Genomic DNA, 17,191 nt, shown 5'->3' on the forward strand with positions numbered 1-17,191 from the left:
CGGTGCTGTTGCCGTCACGCAGGACGCACTTGACACCCTCGACGGGTCACTCCGGGCGGGGTGCACCTGAAAGGCAGCGCAGAATACGATGACGCCCGCACCATCTGGAATGGTATGGTTGACCGCCATCCCGGCTTTGTGATCCGCGCACAGGGTGCCAGCGATGTTCAGAAAGCCGTCAACTTCGTTCGTGAAAACGGGCTGATGATGTCGGTAAGATCCGGGGGCCATCAGTTTGCCGGTCATGTAGTGGCGGACGGAACCGTTTTGCCGGACCTGTCGCAGATGTAGCCGGTCTTTGCAGACCGGGCGGCGCAGACCGCCCGGGTTGAGCCTGATGCCACTTCAGGTGATGTGGATCGGGAAACTCAGGCACATGCGCTTGTGGTTCCGACCGGGGTCAATTCGACGACCGGTATTGCCGGGCTTACACTGGGGGGCGGATTTGGGCGGACGAAACGCAAATTCGTCATGACCATCGACAATCTCATATCCGCCGAAGTTGTGACCGCAGACGGATCGGTCGTCACGGCCTCAGCGGACAGTCACCCCGATCTCTTCTGGGCGATCCGCGGCGGCGGCGGCAATTTCGGCGTCGTCACCTCGTTTGAATTCCGGCTGCATGCTCTGGGGCCGGAGGTGCTGTCCGGGCTGATCTTGCATCCGGTCAAAGACGCACCGGGGCTGCTGGCCGGGCTTACAGAAATAACTGATGTCGCACCCGACGAACTGACCGTGTGGAGTGCTCTGCGCAAAGCCCCGCCCCTGCCGTTTTTGACCGAAGAGTGGCCCGGCCGTGAAGTGCTTGTTTCTGCGGCCTGTTGTGCCGGACCGGTGGCCGAAGGCGAAACCGCTGTGGCCGGGCTGCGTGCCCTTGGAAATCAGATTGTGGATGTTATTTCTCCGCATCCCTTCGTGGGCTGGCAGGCGGCGTTTGATGCCTTGCTGACGCCAGGCGCGCGTAATTACCGGAAAAGCCATGATTTCGCGGCTCTGAGCCCTGATGCTGTCAGGGACCTTCTGCAGGGGATTAACAGCCTGCCCGATCCGGCCTGTGAGGTGTTTATGGCGCATGTGGGGGGCGCTATGGCACGTGTGGGTTCCGGCGACACGGCGCATCCGGCGCGCTCCGCGCATTACATCATGAACGTGCATACGCGCAGGGATGACGCGGACAAAGATGACCGGTGCATCACATGGGCGCGTGACCTCTACGCCCGGATGAAACCCTATTCCACCGGCAGCGCCTATGTGAACTTCATGCCCGAAGATGAAGAGGATCACATCGCCGGAGCCTACGGCAAAAACAGCAAAAGGCTGTCTGAGGTCAAGGGAAAGTATGACCCGGATAACCTCTTCAGGATCAATCACAACATCCTGCCGGCATAACGCTCAATGAGGCTGCAGGCATAAAGAGTATCTGCGCGCCGCTGCGGGGTGTCTGCCCGGGCGCGTTTCATTCTGTGCCCGGGCTGTTGCGCGCCGCATACTGCCGGTTGCGATCCCGGCTTTGTCCCGAGAGAGCGGATGGCTGCTGCCATCAGTATGGCTGGCAGGCAAACGCCCGGCCATGCGAGAAGGACGGATATTAATTAAACCGGTCAGTAGCTGCTTCCGTAGGTATCACTGTTGCCACCATAGGTGTCACGCCCGCTGCCATAAGTGTCTGCGGCAGCGCTGATCCTGTCGGTACACTCCGCAAGTTTCAGCAGTGCGGCAGCAGATCCGGCAAGAGACCACGTGGAAATTGTTTTTGTTCCGCTGGGGGTCTTCAGCGCCACGGCACTGCCCGCATAGATATCTTTCAGGAAGCGGGTGAAGCTGTCGCCGGGCGGGAAGGCGAACCGTACCCAGCGCATCTGTCCGTCGGTTTTGAAGCCGGCGTCGTTCAGCGTCCAGGTTTTGTAATCAATGTGCAGGATCATGTCGTCGGTAAAGCTTCCGCTCCAGTCTTTAAAATCCGCGCCCATCCAGAGATAGAGCGTCACCGTCCCTTCCGCCGTGCTGTGAATCTCAAACATATCTCCGAGCCGGTTTGCGGTCGCGGCCGAGCAGCCCTGGCTGCCGGTCGAGGTGAAATACTCGTGCTCCACCATCCAGGACTTGTGTTTCAGCAAGACCGTTTCTTCAATGGCGCTCTGCGCTCCGGCCTCTCCTGAGAAATGGAAAGCGGCAAGCGTGACCGCGGCAAAAAGTGCAGATTTCATTGCCTCGCCTCTTTCTGTCTGTTTCACCCGTGACGCAGCCTCTGCGGTCAGTGGGGTAATTTTGAGATCATTCCAGGTTGAAACTATGTCACCATCAGGCCTTGCCTGCCGAACCATGCGCAGACTGCCTTTGCCCGGGCCGGATTTTCATCGCTTTTGGACCTTTCCATCACATCGACGCTCTTCACCCCGCCGTCCGGGTGCGGCTCTGTATTGGCCGCAATCGCCTGCGCCCCGATCATAGAGACTTGCCCGTGCGCGTCGTCAAAACCGCGCAGAACGGTCCGGCCCACAGGATCAATCCCCTGCGTTGTGTCGACCCGGCATCCGGACAGCCCAAGCAGAGACCCCGTCGCAAGAACTGATCCGTCTTTGACCGCACCCGCCTTTACACGCTCTGGTCGGCGCTCAAGGTCAGAACCGGCCCGCCGCATCAGGTGATAACGGCGGCCGCCTGCGCGGCCAGGCGCACCGTCAGCGTGGACAGAAAGGATGCGAAAAGAGCAGTCAGGGCGGAGTTTACGGAATGTCTCCGCCTGATGACGCCCCGCCAGGCCGGGATATGCACAACCTGAAGAATGAGCAGCGACGCGTATGAAATGGCACCCTCTTTCATGTGCTTTGGCGTGTCCTGTCCTGTGGTGTCCTTACGTGGAAAATTCCTGCATTCCGGAAAGCGTGAGCCCGGCAAATGGCGTCACGGGACTGGCCGTATCATTTACTCATACCGTCAGCGTCTGAACGGAAACCTCAGACCGGCCAACGCTTTGCCTGTTGCGCGGCCCGCTGAGCGGTTGCCGGATGAGCCCACAAAATTCAGGCAAAGCCCCCCCCGGAGCGGAACCCTTCGGTGCCCGCATGATTGGCAAGTTCCTGCCGCCCGTCTGGCGGAAAGGGTATTCAGGAGATGACCCGTGATCTTGTGTCAGATACTTTTTCGTGTGATCTCAGCAGGGGAGGGGCGCTTACACCAGACGATATCTCCTCAGCGACAGGTTACGGTCACACAAAGAACAAACTCAGCAGTCAGTAAGCTGCAAACCGCGGTGCGGTGTCGGGGTCGCTCCACATCATGCCGCTCCTTTTTCGAGCGCCTTTGGCGGCGCATTCCTGGAGTTGAAAGCATGAGATTTTTCCACAATGCCGTTCTGATCTGTTTTGCATGGCTGAGCGTCGCCGCGATGCCTGCTACAGCTCAGGACACGCCATCCGGCACGCGCTTTGACGGCGTCTATGAGATCACCGTCAACCGCACCTGGCGGGATGAATACTGGCGGCACCTTGACAACCCCAACTATGTTCCGGGCAAGCTCGAACTGCTGCATTCCGCGCGGCTCGAAATCATCAACGGTGAGGTTATTTTTGCCGGCCTGACAAAGACCGTGCCGACCGCAGGCCCCGCTCTCGATAATTTCACCGGCACGTTGAGCGACAGCGGAGTGCTGGCTTTTTCTGCAGGTATCAATCTGCTGCGCGGTGCCGGAAAAGTGGCCCCCTATGACATGGCGGTGGCCGTCCTGCTCACACCGGTTGCCCGTTTTGATCAGGCATATTCCGCAAAGCCCGAAGGCTTCAGCAAGGAATGGGAAGTAATCGTTACGGTGACCAGCGTCGGACGACCTGACAATGCTTTTAAACGCGGGGCTCAGGGGGGCAGCAGCTGAGCCCCGGCAAAACACCCGTTGCCAGGATCAGACCGATGCAGGGATGATATCTGACCGGCAGGCACAGTGTTGCGCCGTGCCGCTGGTTCATGCGCGCCACACGCCCTCCATTACTTCTAGTGCTGCACTGATGTTGGGGTCTTCGGCACGCTCTTTCAGGGCTACAAAACTCAGATTAGTCTCGATTTTAACAGCATCTGCCACCACCAGCCCGCGCGACTGTTTCTGATCGAGCGCGATCGACTCCTGGCAGAGGCTGAGCCCGACGCCGCATTGAACAAGCGCCAGCATGCCTGGCTCCTGATCCACCAGCGCCACCTGGTTCTGAACCTGGCCCGCGACGGCAAAGACCTTTTCCAGAAGCCGCGCATGAACGGACTTCGGCGGCGTCCCGATCCAGGGGAGCCGGGCTAGTTCACTCCAGTCTTTCCCCATGACCATCCGGTCCCAGCCGGCCGGCGCAATCACCCGGTATCTGATCCGGGTCAGATCAACCTGCCGGAAGGCGCGACGGTTTTCGCGTACCTCAGCTTCGTCGGGCAGCGCCGGATCATCAAGCGAGCCAAGGAAATACCCCACATCGATCTGGTCCCGCAAAAGCCTGCTGATGACGTCGCCGCTCATACCGTGCACCAGTTCGGTGCGCAGGTCGGGAAAGGCCTCCATCAGACCGCCCAGAAAGCCACCAAGCCGGATGAAATCCGGATCCACAATGGTCCCGATGCGCAGACGACCGCGCACCGCCCCGTTCATCCGGCGCGCCGTTTGTGAAAAGTCCGTGAGGGCGGCAAAGACCTTTTCCGCCTTGACCAGAAGTGACGCCCCGTCGCGCGTCAGCTCCATGCCCCGCGAAGTCCGGCTGAACAGCTTCAGACCCGTATCCTCGGACAGACGTTTGAGCTGCAGGCTGATCGCAGGCTGTGTCAGATGCAGAACGTCGGCTGCGCGCGAGATGCTGCCCTCCTGCGCCACAGTCAGGAAGGCCTGCAGGGTTCTGAGTTCGGCGGTCCGGGTCATATAAGATGAATTTATATCAAATCGCATCATTAGTCATTGGATTTGTCCGGGTCATTTCCCATAGGTAAGGCCCAAATTCAGCTATGGAGAGCGTCATGACAATCAGCGAGATCGGCCACTATATCGGCGGCACCGGAATGACCGGAAATCGCGACCGGGTACAGGAGGTGTTCAACCCCGCGACCGGTGCTGTCACAGGCAAAGTGGCGCTGGCCACTGCGGATGAAGTGGGCCAGGCCGTCGCCGCCGCAAAGGCCGCATTCCCCGCATGGGCCGACACACCGCCCATTCGCCGTGCGCGGATCATGAACCGGTTTCTTAACCTTCTGAACGAGCACAAGGATGATCTGGCGCGCGCCATTACCGCAGAGCACGGCAAGGTTTTCACCGATGCACGCGGTGAAGTTGAGCGCGGCATTGATATCGTGGAATTCGCCTGCGGCGTCCCGCAGCTTCTCAAGGGCGACTTTACCGATCAGGTTTCCACCGGTATCGACAACTGGACCCTGCGCCAGCCCCTCGGCGTCTGCGCTGGTGTCACGCCGTTCAACTTCCCCGTCATGGTACCCATGTGGATGTTCCCGGTGGCCATTGCGGCAGGCAACACTTTCGTGCTGAAACCCTCTCCAACCGATCCGACACCATCACTGATCTATGCAGACCTGATGAAAGAAGCAGGCTTCCCTGACGGCGTCTTCAACGTGGTTCAGGGCGACAAGGTCGCGGTTGATGCGCTGCTGGAGCACCCGGACGTGCAGGCGGTTTCCTTTGTGGGCTCGACCCCGATCGCCAATTACATCTATGAGACCGGCGCGCGGCACGGCAAACGTGTTCAGGCGCTGGGCGGGGCGAAAAACCATATGCTGGTGATGCCTGACGCGGATCTGGAAAAGGCTGTCGACGCACTGGTAGGAGCCGCTTACGGCTCTGCAGGCGAGCGCTGCATGGCGATCTCGGTTGCAACACTGGTCGGTGATGTCGGCGATAAAATCGTGCCGATGCTGGCTGAGCGTGCGCGCGGGCTTAACATCAAAAACGGTCTTGAGATGGACGCCGAAATGGGCCCGATTGTGACCAGTGCAGCTCACCAGCGCATCACTGGCTATATCGAAAAGGGTCTGACCGAAGGAGCCGATCTTGTCGTGGACGGGCGCGGACACACCGTCGAAGGACACGAAAACGGTTTCTGGATGGGCGGCTCGCTTTTCGACAATGTCACGCCCGACATGACCATTTACCGCGAAGAGATATTCGGTCCGGTCCTCTCTTGCGTGCGGGTCGCGGATTTTGCCGAAGGTGTCGATCTGATCAACGCGCATGAATTTGGCAACGGCGTGAGCCTCTTTACCCGCGACGGCAACGTGGCGCGCGAGTTCGGCCGCAAGATCCAGGTCGGCATGGTCGGCATCAACGTGCCGATCCCTGTACCGATGGCCTGGCATGGCTTTGGCGGCTGGAAAAAAAGCCTCTTCGGCGACATGCATGCTTACGGCGAAGAAGGCGTGCGGTTCTACACAAAGCAGAAATCCATCATGCAGCGCTGGCCCGAGAGCATCTCGAAGGGTGCCGAATTCGCCATGCCTGTATCACGCTGATCGCAGGGCCGGGGGGGACAGGATATGCCACAGGCACCGTTTGATTACATCATCGTGGGCGCAGGCACTGCCGGGTGTCTGCTGGCCAATCGCCTCAGCGCGGACCCGAAAAAGCAGGTTCTGCTGCTCGAAGCCGGCAAAAAGGACAACTACATCTGGATCCATATTCCTGTCGGGTATCTTTACTGCATCGGCAACCCGCGCACCGACTGGCTTTATCAGACCGAGGCGACGCCGGGCCTTAACGGCCGGACACTGCGCTATCCGCGCGGTAAAACCCTGGGCGGCTGTTCGTCGATCAACGGCATGATCTATATGCGCGGTCAGGCGCGGGACTATGACAACTGGGCAAAGCTCACGGGCGATGATGACTGGTCATGGGACAAGGCTCTGCCCGATTTCAAAGCCCATGAGCAACATTATAAACTCGATGGCGGCGCCGACCCCGCGACAGGCGATAACAGCCGGTTTTCCGACCTGCACGGGCATGATGGGGAACTGCGCATCGAAAAGCAGCGCCTGCGCTGGGATGTGCTTGAATCCTTTGCGGCGGCAGCCAATGAGGCAGGCATCGAAAGCACCGATGATTTCAACAGCGGCGACAATGCCGGCGTGGGATATTTCGAGGTTACGCAAAAGGGCGGCTGGCGCTGGAACGGGGCGAAAGCCTTTCTGCGCCCGGTAAAGAACCGCAAAAACCTGACTGTCTGGACCGAAAGCCAGGTCGAACGCCTGGTGTTCGAGGCGGATGCCCAGGGTGCGCAGCGCTGTGCAGGGGCCATCGTGCGCCGCGGCGGAGATGCAGTGACCGTCCGGACCAGCGGCGAGGTCATTCTCTCTGCCGGCGCCATTGGCTCGCCACAGATCCTGCAGCTTTCGGGCATCGGCCCTGCAAAAGTGCTCAAAGAGCACGGGATTTCCGTGGTGAAAGATCTGCCCGGTGTGGGTGAGAACCTGCAGGACCACCTGCAGATCCGCGCGGTCTTCAAGGTTGAGGGAGCGCAGACCCTCAACACACTGGCTAACTCACTGGTGGGAAAAGCGAAAATCGGTCTCGAGTACGCGTTTAAACGCTCCGGTCCGATGAGCATGTCCCCCAGCCAGCTTGGCGCTTTCACGCGCTCTGACCCGGGTCAGGCACATGCCAATCTGGAATATCACGTCCAGCCGCTGAGCCTTGATGCCTTCGGCGAGGATCTGCATCCCTTCCCGGCGATGACCGCGAGTGTGTGCAATCTCAACCCCACAAGCCGCGGGCACGTGCGTATCCGCTCGAACCGCTTTGACGATGCGCCGCTCATTCAGCCGAACTATCTCGACACGGATCAGGACCGCCGTATTGCGGCCGACAGCCTGCGCCAGGTGCGTGAAATCATGTCGCGGCCGGCAATGCAGAAGTACAAACCCGTGGAATGGAAACCGGGAGTACAGTTTCAGTCCGACGACGAGCTTGCAAAACTTGCAGGCGACATCGCCAATACGATCTTTCATCCGACCGGCACCGCAAAAATGGGCCGTGATGATGACCGTGCCGCTGTCGTGGATGCACGGCTGCGGGTCCGCGGTGTCAAAGGCCTGCGCGTGGTGGATGCCAGCGTCATGCCTGAAATCACCAGCGGCAATACCAACGCACCGACCCTTATGATTGCGGAAAAGGCCGCGCGCTGGATCCGGATGGCAGGCTGAGCAACCCGTAACGAGACACCCCTGTTTTTAACATCACACATCAATTGCCGCGACCAGCCGGGAGGAAAACCAACAGGTCTGGTGCGGGAGGAGCAAAAAAATGCAACATCACAATTCAGGAGATAACCGGCTTGACCGCCGGGTCTTCATACCCTCTCTGGCTGTCCTCATCGCGGTCGTGGCCCCGATGATCCTTTTCCCCGAAGCAGGCCCTGCTGCTGTCAGCGCCGCTTTCGCTTTCGCGACCGGTCAGTTCGGCTGGCTCTATCTGCTGGCAGGCTTTGGCGCTGTCGTTTTTCTCGTCGGTCTCGCCATCAGCCGCTATGGCAACGTGCGCCTCGGCGGCCCCGATGATGCACCCGAATTCAGCTATTTCAGCTGGATTGCGATGATCTTCTGCGGCGGTATCGGTATTGCCATCGTCAACTGGGCATGGGTCGAACCCATCTACTACATGCAGGGCCCTCCTTTCGGCGTAGAGCCGATGTCGGCTGCTGCAGCAGAATGGGCGCTGACCTACGGCCAGTTTCACTGGGGTCTGACCCCCTGGGCCATCTACTGTCTGCCCGCAATCCCGATTGCCTATTCCATGTATGTCCGCCGCCAGCCCGGCGTGCGCCTGTCGGTCGCCGCGCGCGGTGTGCTGGGGAATCACGCTGACGGCTGGGGCGGTGTGCTGCTCGATGCCATCGTGGTCTTCGGCATTGTCGGCGGTGTCGGCACCTCTCTGGGGCTCGCCGTGCCGCTGGTTTCCACCCTCGTCAGCGGGCAGTTTGGCGTGGCCCCCTCGCTTGGTCTTGATCTGGGCATCCTCGCGATCTGGACAGCAATTTTCGGTGCCAGCGTCTGGTTTGGTCTCTCCAAAGGCATCAAGATCCTGTCGGACACCAACGTCCTGCTTGCGATCTTTCTGCTGGCCTTCACTTTCATCATCGGCCCGAAGATTTTCATCATCGAAGGCTGGGTGAACAGCTTTGGCCAGATGGCCTCTAATTTTGTCACCATGAGCACCTGGACCGATCCCGTAACGCACTCTGGTTTTCCGCAGGACTGGACCATTTTCTACTGGGCCTGGTGGATTGCTTATGCGCCGATGATGGGCCTTTTCGTGGCGCGCATCTCGCGCGGCCGGACCATCCGTGAACTGATCGTGGCGGAACTGGTCTGGGGGTCACTCGGGTGCTGGGTCTTCTTTGCCGTCTGGGGTGGTTATGCGCTTGATCTGCAGGTCTCGGGCAAGCTCGATGTCTCGGCGATCCTGAGCGAGGGCGGCATCCCCGCAACCGTCCAGGCGATCCTGAACACCATGCCGGCGCCGGGGCTGATCACTGCGGTCTTTGTGGTCCTGTGCTTCATCTTTCTGGCGACCACGCTCGACAGTGCGGCATACGTTCTGGCTTCGGTCACCTCGCGCAAGCTCTCAGGCTATCAGGAGCCCAAACGCTCCATCCGCCTGACATGGGCCTTTATCCTCGCCGCTGTAGGCGTGGCCCTGATCCAGCTTGGCGGGTTGAAACCGGTGCAGACATCGACCATCGTGGTGGCACTGCCGTTGATACCGGTTCTGGTCATCCTTTCGCTGTCGCTTCTGCGCTGGCTGAAAGAGGATTTCGGGTCCGAAGCAAGCCTGCATCACCTGTTGACAAAGCAACCTGCTGAGTAATGCAACACGGGCGGAGCGGCCCCGCCGGCCGCTCCGTCGCCTCCTGAAACTGAATTGTCATACCGGATTGCGAACATGAACAAAGGCACCTCATCACTCCTGCCATTGACGGGCGTCAAGGTTATCGACTTCGGCCAGTATATTGCAGGACCCGCGGTCGCGATGATCCTCGCGGACCTCGGTGCAACGGTCATCCATATCGACCCGCCCGCAGGCCCGCTCTGGGAAAGCCCGGCCAATGCCACGCTGAACCGCAACAAGCTGATCGTGAACATCGATCTCAAGGATGCGGATGGCCTGCAGCAGGCGCGCGAGCTGATCGATGAGGCCGATATCGTGGTCGAGAGCTTCCGCCCCGGCGTCATGAAACGCCTTGGGATCGATTTTGTTGAGCTGCGCAAGCAGTGGCCGGACCTCATTACGCTGTCCATTCCCGGGTTTGCTTCCAATGACGAACTGCGCTGTAACTGGCGCGCCTTTGAGAGCGTTATCGCCGCCCAGTCGGGTGTCTTTACCGATATGGGGCTCAACCGCGTCCTGATGGGCGTGAACCCGTCCTTTTCACCGCTGCCGCTGGCCTCTGCCTATGGCACAACACTTGCGGCCTCCGCCGTGGTGCTGGCGCTGCAGTCGCGCGAGAAAACGGGGCACGGTGATCACATCGAAGTGCCGCTGGCCTCTGCCGTGATGGAAGGCCTGTGCTATAACTCGATCAAGGTGGACAATTACCCCGAGCGCTACAAGACCCAGCGCGAGGCCGAGATCGAACGCCGCCGCGTTGAAGGTCTGCCGATGAATGTGACCTATGACGAGCTCCAGGAGCTGCTCGATCCCTTCTATCGCAGCTACAAATGCAAAGACGGACGGATGTTCTATGTCGTTTGCCCGAGCCACAAGCATCATGCCAAACGCTGCCTGAAAACCATGGGGATCTATGACGATCTCGTGGCCGAGGGGCTGAGCGAGGAAGAAGATACCTACCTGCCGCTCAGCGAGTGGAAATCCGACGTGTCACTCGGAGTTTATCCGCTGCCAAAATTCTGGGCGGATAAGATCTCCGAGCGCATGAAAGAGGTCTTCATGACGCGCACCGCCAAGGAGTGGGAGCGTATCTTTGGCCGGGGTAAGTTCCCCGGCGCTCCCCAGCGCTGGCTGCAGGAATGGATCAATGACGACCATGCCGAGACCACCGGCCTGATGATCGAGGTCGATGATCCGGAGTTCGGCCCGATGACACAGCCCGGCCCGATGGTCTGGCTGGAGGAGAGCGGCGAGGAGATGCTTGAGCCCAGACCGCGCCGCACCGTCGAGGTGGCCGCCGCGCTGAAAATCCTGCGCGGGCTGCCGACCAAACTGCCGAAACCGAAAGCGGCGCTGGAGAAAACCGGCTGGCTCGATGGAGTGCGCGTGCTTGATATGTGCAACGTAATCGCAGGGCCGCATTCGGTGTCGTATCTGGCGCGTTTCGGTGCCGAGGTAATTAAACTCGACCCCGCAACGCCCAACTATGATTGCTGGAATACCGTGATTTTCAGCCTCTCGCATGGCCGCGGCAAACGCTCGATCCTCGCGGATATGTCCTCACCCGGGGGCCGTGATGTCTTTGAAAAGCTGGTGGCCTCCGTCGATGTGATCGTCTGGAACGCGCCGGACCGCCAGGTCAAAGCGATGGGTCTAGATGTCGAAGGTCTGAAAAAGCTGAATCCTGAGGCGATTTTTTGCAAACTCGACTGTTTCGGCGGCGTACGGCCCGGACCCCGGACCAATTACCTGGGCTATGACGATCTGGTGCAGGCCACCACGGGTATCATGCTGCGCTTCGGCGGCACCATGGACACGCCCGAAGAGCACGCGCACGTCGGCACCATCGACGTGATGTGCGGCTTTGGTGGCTCGCTCGGTATTGCCGCAGCGCTCTATCAGAAATACAGGACAGGCCGCATCGGGCGTCCGCGCACCTCCCTGTCCGCCCTCAGCGGTCTGGCGCAGATACCCTTCTGCTATGACTATGAGCGCCGCGGTCTCTTTGATGAGCCGGCGGGGCGTGAAGTGAACGGGTATGATGAGCTGACGCGGTTTTACTACACCTCGTCTGACCGTTTTGTTCTGCTCAGCGCCTATGAGGCGGATGTGCCGCGACTGGCGGGGGTCGAGGGCTTTGAGGGGCTTGAGGGTCTGGCCAGGGAAGACCGCGCGGCATTTCTTGCCGGTGTCTTTATGACTGCCCGTGCCAGTGACTGGGTCGAGCGACTGCAATTGGCGGGCATCGGGGCGGCGGTCTGCGAGAATATCGAAACCATCCGCGCCTATTCCAGCCGGCCGGCCGATGGCAAACCGGGTACCGATCTGGGCAGCTATTCCTTCTCGGTCTATGAGGATCACCCGAGCGGGCACGTGATCACCCAGCTTGATCCCTATGCGATCCGGCCCTCGCGCAGCACGATCTATGCGCCGGAGCCTGCGGAGAAATTCGGCAAATCCACCCGCGTTCTGCTTGAAGAGCTGGGCTACGGAGCCGCCGATATCGACGACATGATCGCACAGGGTGCTGTCAGCGAAAGCTGGTCGCGCGAATACCTGCCCAGCTGATCACGGCAGGCCCGAAAATCCCAACATCGCCGGAATTTCCGGCGGTGCGGCGCGCAGACAAGGTAAGGAGCCATCCATGGCTGAGAACGACAAAAACGGCTTCCCGGGTGCCGCGGAGCAGGCGGAGATGGCGCAGCAGGCCGCAGAAGTGGCCCGGCGCACTCAGGCCATTTTTACCGGGTTCATGCAGCGTCAGGCCGATGGCGATGTCCCGCCCGGATTTGACATGGCTGCGGTGACCAGAGCGTTCTGGGACTGGAACGCAAAGCTGATGCAGGACCCGCAGACTTTGATGAAAGCAAACGCTGCCTACTGGGAGCAGATGTTCCGGCTTTTTGCGGCCACCGGGCAGCGTATGTCGGGCAGGCAGGTCGATGCCGTCGCTGCCCCCGCACGCGGTGATCAGCGTTTCAGGAACGCGGCCTGGAGCGACGAACTGGTTTTTGATCACCTCAAACAGGCCTATCTGATTTATGCCGGTTATGCCCAGGCGCTGGCCGGGGAGCCCGAGGGCCTGGATAAACACACCCGCGAGATGGTGAAGTTTTACACCCGCCGCGCGGTAGAAGCGATCTCACCGTCGAACTTTGCTCATTCAAACCCGGAAGTCATTGAGAAGGCGAAAGAAACCGGCGGAAAAAACCTGGTCGACGGGTTTGCCAATCTGTTGCAGGATCTTGAACGCGGCCAGGGTCGTCTGAAGATCACCATGACCGATCCGGATGCTTTCGAGGTTGGCAAAAACCTCGCCACCACCGACGGGGCCGTGGTCTTTGAGAACGACATGATGCAGCTCATTCAGTATGCGCCCTCGACGAAAACGGTACATGCGCGGCCCTTGCTGATCGTGCCGCCCTGGATCAACAAATTCTACGCGCTCGATCTGACGCCTGACAAAAGTATGGTAAAATGGCTGGTGGATCAGGGCCATACGGTCTTCCTGATTTCATGGGTCAATCCCGGGCGCGATCTCGCCGGCAAGGGGTTTGACGATTACATGTTCGAAGGCCCGCTTGAGGCGATCGACGTGATACGCCAGATCACCGGGGCGAAAGACGTGAATGTGGCGGGCTACTGCATCGGTGGTACACTGGTCGCGACGATGCTGGCCTACCTCGCTGCGAGGGGCGAAACACCGGTGCATTCCGCAACGCTGATGGCCTGCATGACTGATTTCGAGGAGCCGGGTGATCTGGGCGTGTTTGTCGATGACGCGCAACTTGACACGCTGCGCCGCGCGGTCGAGACCCGGGGGTATCATTCAGGCGAGGAGATGGCCTCGGTCTTTTCTCTGATGCGCGCCAATGACCTGATCTGGAGCCATGTGGTCAACAATTACCTGCTGGCAAAACAGTCTTTGCCCTTTGACATGGTCTACTGGTTTCAGGACTCCACCCGCCTGCCACCGAAGATGATCCTGTGGTATCTCGACACGCTCTATAACAAGGACCTGCTGAAAAAACCCGGTGCCGTCGAGATCGGCGGCGAGAAACTGGATCTCGGCAAGGTGACCGTGCCGCTCTATTTCATGTCCGCCGAAGAAGATCACATCTGCCCCTGGGCATCGACCTATAACGGCGCGCAGAATTTTACCTGCGACAAGGTTTTTGTGCTGGGCGGATCGGGGCATAACGCGGGCGTGGTCAACCCGCCATCGAAAATCAAATACGGCTACCGTACCGGCGCAATGGACGGGCAGGGTGCCGCAGGCTGGATCGGGCAGTCCACTCAGCACGAAGGATCCTGGTGGCCGCACTGGAACACCTGGCTGGCCGGGCACAACGGTGACAAAATGGTCGCCGCCCGCAAGCCCGGATCGAAAAAATTCCCCGTGATCGAGGCGGCGCCGGGACGCTATGTCACTGTCAGATGAGCCCTGATGACGGCACCGCAGGCAGGACGCCGCGCGCGCCCGCGGCGCCGGACTGGTCGCTTGAAGAATTCCGCCAGTCGGCGCAGAACCTCATCCGCGTCCGCTCGATTAACCCGCGCGGTTTTCACACCATCGCCTGCCAGGTGCAGGGACGCGACACCGGCCTGAGCCCGGTAATCTGTGTGCACGGTCTCACCCGGCACGGCGGAGATTTTGAACAGCTTGCCAGGATGCTTGCGGACCGGCGCAGGGTCATCTGCCCGGATCTTGTGGGACGCGGCGCCAGCGACTGGCTCCCCGATGCCAGCGACTACCACATCGCACAGTACAACTGCGATCTGACGGCCGTCATGGCGGCAACGGGATGTGACGGGGTCGACTGGGTCGGGACCTCTCTGGGCGGGCTTTGCGGGATCATGATGGCCGGTATGCCCGGCAGCCCGATCCGCCGGCTGATTGTGAACGACGTGGCCCCTGAGGTGCCGGTGGCGGCCCTGCGCAGGGTCAGCGCCTACCTGTCGGAACCCCTGCGCTTTGCCGGATACGCAGACGTGGAGCCGCATATCCGCGAGGTTTATCAGGGCTTTGGACCGATGAACGACGCAGACTGGCAAGAGATGGCGCGCACCAGTGTTTACCGGGACGCGAATGGCGCGTATGCGCCGCATTTTGACCCGGGGCTCGGCGAGAATTTCCGCCGCTACTGGCTGCTCTATCATTTCAATCTGTGGTCCTACTGGAAACGCATCACTTGTCCGGTCATGATCATCCGGGGCACCGGTTCCGATTTTCTGACACCCGGGCTGCTCGCGCAGATGCTCGAACATCAGCCCGGCGCGCAGGTGCTCGAACTGGACGGTGTGGGCCACACACCGGTCACCAACCACCCGTCCGTCAGCGGCCCGGTCCGCGACTGGCTGGACGCCACCTGAGGCAGAAAGAACACGAGGCCATGCGCAATAAAATCCTCTCGGCAGATGAAGCTGTCCGGCTGGTCCGTGACGGCGACCGGCTGACCACATCAGGTTTTGTAGGTACGGGAGTGCCCGAAGGGTTGCTGCGCGCGCTTGAGAGGCAGTTTCTGCAGACCGGCAGCCCGCGCGGATTGAAACTTTTCTTTGCTGCAGGGCAGGGCGACGGAAAAACACGAGGGCTGAACCACCTTGGGCATGAGGGCCTCGTTACAGAAGTAATCGGCGGGCACTGGGGTCTGATTCCAAAGCTCGCGCGCCTCGCCGTGGACGGCAAAATCGAGGCCTGGAACCTGCCGCAGGGTGTGATCAGCCAGCAGTTTCGCGAAATCGCGGGCGGCAGACCGGGCGTGATGAGCCGTGTGGGTCTGCGCACTTTTGTGGATCCGCGGCTGGAGGGCGGGCGGATCAATGCAAGCTCCCTGCGGGATGTGGTCGAGGTCATGACGGTGGCCGGCCAAGAGTACCTCTTTTATCCTGCGATGCCGATTGACGTGGCATTTCTGCGCGGCACGACGGCAGATCCGATGGGCAATGTGACCCTTGAGAAAGAAGCGCTGACCCTCGACAACCTCGCCCAGGCGATGGCGGTGCGCAATTGCGGTGGTGCCGTCATCGTTCAGGTCGAGCGTACCGTGGCGCGCGGCGCGCTCAGCCCGCGCGATGTACAGATCCCCGGCGTGCTGGTAGATGCAGTTGTCGTGGCAGAGCCCGGTGATCACGACCAGACTTTCTCCACGCCGTTTTCTCATGCTTTCACAGGACGTTTCCGCGTCGATACCGGCAGCATCGCGGCAGGGGCGTTGTCGGTGCGCAAGGTCATCGCGCGCCGTGCGGCCTTTGAGTTGCCTGTGAACGGTATCGTCAACCTTGGCATCGGCATGCCCGAGGGGGTCGCTGCAGTGGCCGCCGAAGAAAAGCTCCTCGACCATCTGACGCTGACAACCGAGCCGGGCAGCATCGGAGGGCAACCGGCCTCGGGGCTGAATTTCGGCGCGGCCACCAACACCGATGCGATCATTCCGCAGAACAACCAGTTCGATTTTTATGACGGTGGCGGGCTCGATCTGGCCATTCTCGGCATGGCTGAGGCTGACGGCAGCGGGTCAGTCAATGTCTCGCGTTTCGGGCCGCGGCTTGCCGGCTCCGGCGGTTTTATTAACATCAGTCAGAACGCCCGCGCGCTTGTTTTTGCAGGTACTTTCACATCCGGCGGGCTTGATGTTGCAGTCAGCGACGGCCAGGTCCGTATCCTGACGGAAGGCAGTACACAGAAATTTCTGAGCGCCGTGGGCCAGATCACCTTCTCCGGCGCGCACGCAGCGGGGCAGGGACGCCCGGTGCTCTATGTGACCGAGCGCTGTGTTTTCGAACTGACCCCGGAGGGTCTGAAACTCACCGAGGTCGCCCCCGGCATCGATATCGACAGGGACATTCTCGCGCATATGGGGTTCCGCCCGTTGATGGATGAGCCTGCGCTGATGGATGCGCGGATTTTCCGCGATGATCCGATGGACCTGCAGGTGGATCTGCTCTGGCTCGACATCAACGACCGTATCGCGATGGATCGCGGCGGCACGTATCTCTACAATAATTTCGAAAAACTCAGGGTCCGCCGTCAGAGCGACGTGGATAACATCCGCACCCGTATCGAAGAGGTCTGCAGCGCGCAGCCCGGCCGGGTCGATGTGATCGTGAACTACGACGATTTCCGCATCGATCCGGAGATTGAACAAAGCTACACGGCGATGGTACAGGACCTGGAAGACCGGTTTTACCGCGTGGTGACCCGCTATGCGAGTTCCGCCTTTATGCGGATGAAGCTGGGCAGCACTTTCGAGCGGAACGTGGCACCCCATATCTTTGAAAGCGCGGATGAGGCCCGTAAATTTCTCGCGGCAGGCGACGGGTGACAGCGGAGGCAGG

12 protein-coding genes and 1 pseudogene are annotated in these 17,191 nt (G+C 60.3%); 10 read left to right on the forward strand and 3 right to left on the reverse strand.

Annotated elements, in window-relative coordinates; translation table 11 throughout:
* Window positions 1–114: 114 nt before the first annotated feature.
* Window positions 115–474: pseudogene (locus tag Q0M35_RS11310) on the forward strand (FAD-binding protein); the annotation flags it as partial.
* Between the two features lie 786 nt (window positions 475–1,260).
* The gene (locus Q0M35_RS11315) at window positions 1,261–1,389 is read left to right on the forward strand and encodes a BBE domain-containing protein (RefSeq protein WP_295315288.1); all 129 of its coding nucleotides are present in this window, start codon (window positions 1,261–1,263) and stop codon (window positions 1,387–1,389) included.
* Between the two features lie 212 nt (window positions 1,390–1,601).
* Here Q0M35_RS11315 and Q0M35_RS11320 read toward each other — a convergent pair whose 3' ends face one another.
* Together Q0M35_RS11320 and Q0M35_RS11325 are read right to left on the reverse strand one after the other, a co-directional pair.
* Window positions 1,602–2,207: a hypothetical protein gene (locus Q0M35_RS11320; RefSeq protein ID WP_295315260.1), complete on the reverse strand. Its 606-nt coding sequence runs from the start codon at window positions 2,205–2,207 to the stop codon at window positions 1,602–1,604.
* Window positions 2,208–2,290: 83 nt separating this feature from the next.
* Window positions 2,291–2,500: a hypothetical protein gene (locus Q0M35_RS11325; RefSeq protein ID WP_295315261.1), complete on the reverse strand. Its 210-nt coding sequence runs from the start codon at window positions 2,498–2,500 to the stop codon at window positions 2,291–2,293.
* An 831-nt stretch (window positions 2,501–3,331) separates the two neighbouring features.
* Between Q0M35_RS11325 and Q0M35_RS11330 the strand changes: the two genes are divergently transcribed.
* Window positions 3,332–3,871 (forward strand): hypothetical protein, encoded by a 540-nt coding sequence (locus Q0M35_RS11330; protein ID WP_295315264.1) that lies wholly within the window; start codon window positions 3,332–3,334, stop codon window positions 3,869–3,871.
* An 87-nt stretch (window positions 3,872–3,958) separates the two neighbouring features.
* On the opposite strand, the gene Q0M35_RS11335 is transcribed toward Q0M35_RS11330, so the two are convergent.
* A complete protein-coding gene (locus tag Q0M35_RS11335) occupies window positions 3,959–4,915 on the reverse strand; it encodes a LysR family transcriptional regulator (protein WP_295315266.1) in 957 nt (318 codons plus the stop codon).
* A 68-nt stretch (window positions 4,916–4,983) separates the two neighbouring features.
* Between Q0M35_RS11335 and Q0M35_RS11340 the strand changes: the two genes are divergently transcribed.
* The 7 genes from Q0M35_RS11340 to Q0M35_RS11370 all read left to right on the forward strand — a co-directional run bounded on the left by Q0M35_RS11340 (window position 4,984) and on the right by Q0M35_RS11370 (window position 17,178).
* Window positions 4,984–6,483, forward strand: a complete 1,500-nt coding sequence (locus Q0M35_RS11340) for a CoA-acylating methylmalonate-semialdehyde dehydrogenase (RefSeq protein ID WP_295315272.1) — start codon at window positions 4,984–4,986, stop codon at window positions 6,481–6,483.
* A 24-nt stretch (window positions 6,484–6,507) separates the two neighbouring features.
* Window positions 6,508–8,169 (forward strand): GMC family oxidoreductase N-terminal domain-containing protein, encoded by a 1,662-nt coding sequence (locus tag Q0M35_RS11345; RefSeq protein WP_295315275.1) that lies wholly within the window; start codon window positions 6,508–6,510, stop codon window positions 8,167–8,169.
* A gap of 100 nt (window positions 8,170–8,269) precedes the next feature.
* Window positions 8,270–9,832 (forward strand): BCCT family transporter, encoded by a 1,563-nt coding sequence (locus tag Q0M35_RS11350; protein WP_295315278.1) that lies wholly within the window; start codon window positions 8,270–8,272, stop codon window positions 9,830–9,832.
* 75 nt (window positions 9,833–9,907) lie between these two features.
* Window positions 9,908–12,421 carry a CoA transferase gene (locus tag Q0M35_RS11355; protein ID WP_295315280.1) on the forward strand — a complete coding sequence of 838 codons (2,514 nt, stop codon included), beginning with the start codon at window positions 9,908–9,910 and terminating at the stop codon, window positions 12,419–12,421.
* Window positions 12,422–12,497: 76 nt separating this feature from the next.
* Complete coding sequence (gene phaC / locus Q0M35_RS11360; protein WP_295315282.1) at window positions 12,498–14,294, forward strand: class I poly(R)-hydroxyalkanoic acid synthase; 1,797 nt, start codon at window positions 12,498–12,500, stop codon at window positions 14,292–14,294.
* On the forward strand, window positions 14,291–15,226 hold the full coding sequence (locus tag Q0M35_RS11365) for an alpha/beta hydrolase (RefSeq protein WP_295315284.1): 936 nt from the start codon (window positions 14,291–14,293) through the stop codon (window positions 15,224–15,226). The genes phaC and Q0M35_RS11365 overlap by 4 nt, the downstream gene beginning before the upstream one ends.
* A gap of 20 nt (window positions 15,227–15,246) precedes the next feature.
* Window positions 15,247–17,178, forward strand: coding sequence for a CoA-transferase (locus Q0M35_RS11370; protein ID WP_295315286.1), 1,932 nt, complete (start codon window positions 15,247–15,249; stop codon window positions 17,176–17,178).
* Window positions 17,179–17,191: the final 13 nt, after the last annotated feature.

Source organism: Roseobacter sp. (genome assembly GCF_024639605.1).
Lineage (GTDB): Bacteria > Pseudomonadota > Alphaproteobacteria > Rhodobacterales > Rhodobacteraceae > Roseobacter.